Annotated in this window: 3 protein-coding genes and 1 pseudogene; 3 read left to right on the top strand and 1 reads right to left on the bottom strand. The window is 71.7% G+C overall.

Annotated elements, in window-relative coordinates; genetic code table 11:
• Window positions 1-149: 149 nt before the first annotated feature.
• Genes JF597_RS53880 through JF597_RS53870 form a run of 3 tightly spaced genes read left to right on the top strand, consistent with a single transcriptional unit; the run spans window position 150 to window position 2,679 of the window.
• Complete coding sequence (locus JF597_RS53880; RefSeq protein WP_294014390.1) at window positions 150-815, top strand: TetR/AcrR family transcriptional regulator; 666 nt, start codon at window positions 150-152, stop codon at window positions 813-815.
• 9 nt (window positions 816-824) lie between these two features.
• On the top strand, window positions 825-1,610 hold the full coding sequence (locus tag JF597_RS53875; protein ID WP_294014388.1) for an SDR family NAD(P)-dependent oxidoreductase: 786 nt from the start codon (window positions 825-827) through the stop codon (window positions 1,608-1,610).
• Window positions 1,611-1,638: 28 nt separating this feature from the next.
• Window positions 1,639-2,679, top strand: coding sequence for an NAD(P)-dependent alcohol dehydrogenase (locus JF597_RS53870; protein WP_294014386.1), 1,041 nt, complete (start codon window positions 1,639-1,641; stop codon window positions 2,677-2,679).
• A 74-nt stretch (window positions 2,680-2,753) separates the two neighbouring features.
• Here JF597_RS53870 and JF597_RS53865 read toward each other — a convergent pair.
• Window positions 2,754-2,859 (bottom strand): annotated as a pseudogene (locus JF597_RS53865) (DNA-binding response regulator); the annotation flags it as partial.

Genomic DNA, 2,859 nt, shown 5'->3' with positions numbered 1-2,859 from the left:
TGTGTACTGCTTCTCCCGCAAGGCCCACAGCTATCTCGACCTGGACACCGGTCTCGGCTTCGACTCGCAGATCGTGGACGGTGCCGCCCGCCTCACAGTCTCGGTGGGACATGTGTCCCAATGGGACATCAAGGCGTACGCTGGCAACCATGAAGGCTACGGAGCCAGTCCACCCGGCGCAGGACCGACGGCGGCGCAAGGCGCAGCAGACACGGAACGCACTGGCCAGCGCCGCTGTGGAGCTGATCCTGGAGCGCGGGCTGGCGGCCACGACCGTGGAGGCCATCGTGGAGGAGGCCGACGTCACCCGCCGCACCTTCAGCCGGCACTTCACCGGCAAGGAGGACGCGGCCCTGGACTTCGTCCGGGGTGACGGCGACCGCATCAACGACCTGCTGCGCGTCCGGCCCGCCGGGGAACCGCCGCTGCTCGCATACCGGCGGGCGGTGCGCGCGTGGCTCACCGACCAGGAGAACCCCGCGCATCATCTGCGGCCCCGGATGCGGCGGCTGCTCACCCTGGTGGACGCCGAGCCCGCCCTGTTCGCCGCCTACGAACGCATCCGGGTCGACGCCCAGGAGGAGTCGATCCGCATCATCGCCGAACGGCTCGACACGGACGACGTACGGGACATGCGCCCAGCCGTTGTCGTGGACGCCGCCGCCGGAGTCCTCACCGCAGCGCTGCGCGCCTGGGCGCGCGGCAGCGAAAGCCACGACTCGGGCGCAGACCTGGCCGCCCTGGTGGAGCAGGCCTACGACGCCCTGATCTCGGAGGCCGCCTCCGCGGCCACCGAACCAACTTCCGAAGAGTGAGAACAGCACATGCGCACCACCCCCAGCAGTGAGTTCACCTACAACAGTGAGTTCGCCGGTCGTACCGCCCTGGTCACCGGCGCCGCCTCCGGCATCGGCCTGGCCACCGCCCGCCGTCTCGGAGCCGGCGGCGCAAACGTCGTCATCGCCGACTACAACGCCGAGGGCGCGGCGCAGGCCGCCGAGGACCTCAAGGCCGAGGGCATCAAGGCCGCCGCCGTGAAGCTCGACGTGACCGATCCCGAGTCCGTTGCCGCCGCCGTCGCCTTTGCCGTGGACACCTTCGGCGCACTGCACCTCGCCGTGAACAACGCCGGCATCGGTGGCCCGAGTGCCCCGACCGGCGAGTACGACCTCGACGCCTACAGCCGGGTCATCCGCACCAACCTGGACGGAGTCTTCTACTCCCTGCGCTACGAGCTCCCCGCCATCGAAGCGGCCGGGCAGGGCGGCGCAATCGTCAACGTGGCCTCCATCCTCGGTTCGGTCGGCTTCGCCGGCTCCTCCGCCTACGTCGCCGCCAAGCACGGAGTGGTCGGCCTGACCAAGACCGCCGCCGCCGAGTACGCCGCGAAGAACATCCGCGTCAACGCCGTCGGCCCCGGCTTCATCGAGACCCCGCTGCTGAAGGACATGGACCAGGAGGCGTACGACGGCCTGGTCGGCCTGCACCCGATCGCCCGACTCGGCCGCCCCGAGGAGGTCGCCGAGCTGATCGCCTTCCTGCTCTCCGACCGCGCCTCCTTCGTGGCCGGCAGCTACCACCTGGTCGACGGCGCCTACACCGCCCTCTGAGCCGCGGGCACAGAAAGGATTTCGCACCATGAAGGCACTGCAGTACCGCACGATCGGCGCCGCCCCCGAGGTGGTCACGGTCCCAGACCCCGAGCCCGGCCCCGGCCAGGTCCTGTTGAAGGTCACCGCCGCCGGCGTCTGCCACTCCGACATCGCGGTGATGAGCTGGCCCGCCGAGAACTTCCCCTACGAGCTTCCGCTCACCCTCGGCCACGAGGGTGTCGGCACGGTCGCCGCGCTGGGCGCGGGCGTCAGCGGTGTACGCGAGGGCGACGCGGTCGCGGTGTACGGGCCCTGGGGCTGCGGCACCTGCGCCAAGTGCGCGCAGGGCAAGGAGAATTACTGCCTGCGCGCGGACGCCCTGGGCATCCGGCCACCGGGGCTCGGCACGCCGGGCGCCATCGCCGAGTACCTGCTCGTCGACGACCCGCGCCACCTCGTACCGCTCGATGGCCTGGACCCGGTCGCCGCCGCCCCGCTGACCGACGCCGGCCTCACCCCGTACCACGCGATCAAGCGATCGATGCCGAAGCTGGTCCCCGGCTCGACGGCCGTGGTCATCGGCACCGGCGGCCTCGGCCACGTCGCCATCCAGCTGCTGCGCGCGCTCACGCCGGCCCGCGTGATCGCCCTCGACGTCAGTGAGGACAAGCTGCGGCTGGCGAAGGAGGTCGGCGCCCACGAGACGGTGCTCTCCGATGCCAGCGCGGCCGGCGCCGTACGCACCCTGACCGGCGGTCTCGGCGCCGAGGCCGTCTTCGACTTCGTCGGCGCGGAGCCCACCTTGCGAACCGCGGGTGCCCTGGCCGCCGTGGAGGGCGACGTCACCATCGTCGGCATCGGCGGCGGCGCCCTGCCCGTCGGCTTCGGGTCCCTTCCCTTCGAGGTGTCGGTCGCCGCGCCCTACTGGGGCAGCCGGAGCGAGCTCATCGAGGTGCTGAACCTGGCCCGCTCGGGCGCCGTGTCCGTACACACCGAGACGTACCTCCTCGACGAGGCCCCACTCGCCTACGAGCGCCTGCACACCGGGAAGGTCAACGGCCGGGCGGTCATCCTTCCCAACCGCTGAGCCACCTACGGCGGTTCACAGTCGCCAGCGCTCCGCCGGCCCCGGTTACGCCGGGGCCGGCCCGCCCGTACCGATCACCCAGCGAGCAGCCCCGCGTCGTGCGCGAGGACGGCGGCCTGTACGCGGTTGGCGCAGCCGGTGCGGGTGAGGATCCGACTGATGTGCGCCTTGACCGTGCCG

The sequence above is a fragment of the Streptomyces sp. genome (genome assembly GCF_019510245.1).
Taxonomy (GTDB): Bacteria; Actinomycetota; Actinomycetes; order Streptomycetales; family Streptomycetaceae; genus Streptomyces.
This window is presented reverse-complemented; position numbering and strand designations above follow the sequence as displayed.

Excerpts from the sequence above, each read along its gene's own strand:
- JF597_RS53880 (WP_294014390.1), top strand. The coding sequence starts at position 150 with ATGAAGGCTACGGAGCCAGTCCACCCGGCGCAGGACCGACGGCGGCGC.
- JF597_RS53875 (WP_294014388.1), top strand. The coding sequence starts at position 825 with ATGCGCACCACCCCCAGCAGTGAGTTCACCTACAACAGTGAGTTCGCC.
- JF597_RS53870 (WP_294014386.1), top strand. The coding sequence starts at position 1,639 with ATGAAGGCACTGCAGTACCGCACGATCGGCGCCGCCCCCGAGGTGGTC.